Below are 569 nucleotides of genomic sequence, written 5' to 3' on the forward strand. Positions count from 1 at the left end.
AGGAACAGGTCGGCCGCGGTTTGGGCGAACGCCGCCGAGGGCGTCGGCAACATCGTCCCGCCGACGAAGATCGCGGTGTCGGCCAACAGGGCCACTTCGGCGAGCGTCGTCTGGATGACCGGGGTTCCAGCGACGCCGGCGGCGATGACGCCCGCGACGGCGACCGGAGCGAAAACTTTGGTTACGTTCATTGCGACACACCTTGAACTTATGTAAGAGCTCGCCGACGGGACACGCTGATAATGGCATTCTCGCGCGACGAGAGTCAACGGACGCGGGGACTATGCCTGGCCAGCCCGCTGGCGGCGTTGACTTCCGCCAAGCGGCCCTGCCATGATCGCCCTCAGGCAATCTTTAGCTTCTGCGGTGAAGGGACGGGCCCGGATGCTCAACAAGGTCTTCGCGCCGATCGCGATTGCCGGCACCGTGGCAGGCGGTGTGCTTGCCGCCGCGCCGGTCCACGCCACCAATGCCGCCGTCAAACTGCTCGCTGACACCGCGTTCTTCGTCGGCCCGACGATTTTGTCCACTCCGTCGCCGACCTTCGCCCAAACCGCGGCCGACCTGTT

Annotated in this window: 2 pseudogenes; one reads left to right on the forward strand and one right to left on the reverse strand. The window is 65.7% G+C overall.

Annotated elements, in window-relative coordinates:
- Window positions 1-191: pseudogene (locus A5771_RS04970) on the reverse strand (PE-PPE domain-containing protein); the annotation flags it as partial.
- A 175-nt stretch (window positions 192-366) separates the two neighbouring features.
- Here A5771_RS04970 and A5771_RS04975 point away from each other — a divergent pair.
- Window positions 367-569 (forward strand): annotated as a pseudogene (locus A5771_RS04975) (PE-PPE domain-containing protein); the annotation flags it as partial.

This window comes from Mycolicibacter sinensis (genome assembly GCF_001667375.1).
GTDB classification, from domain to species: domain Bacteria; phylum Actinomycetota; class Actinomycetes; order Mycobacteriales; family Mycobacteriaceae; genus Mycobacterium; species Mycobacterium sinense_A.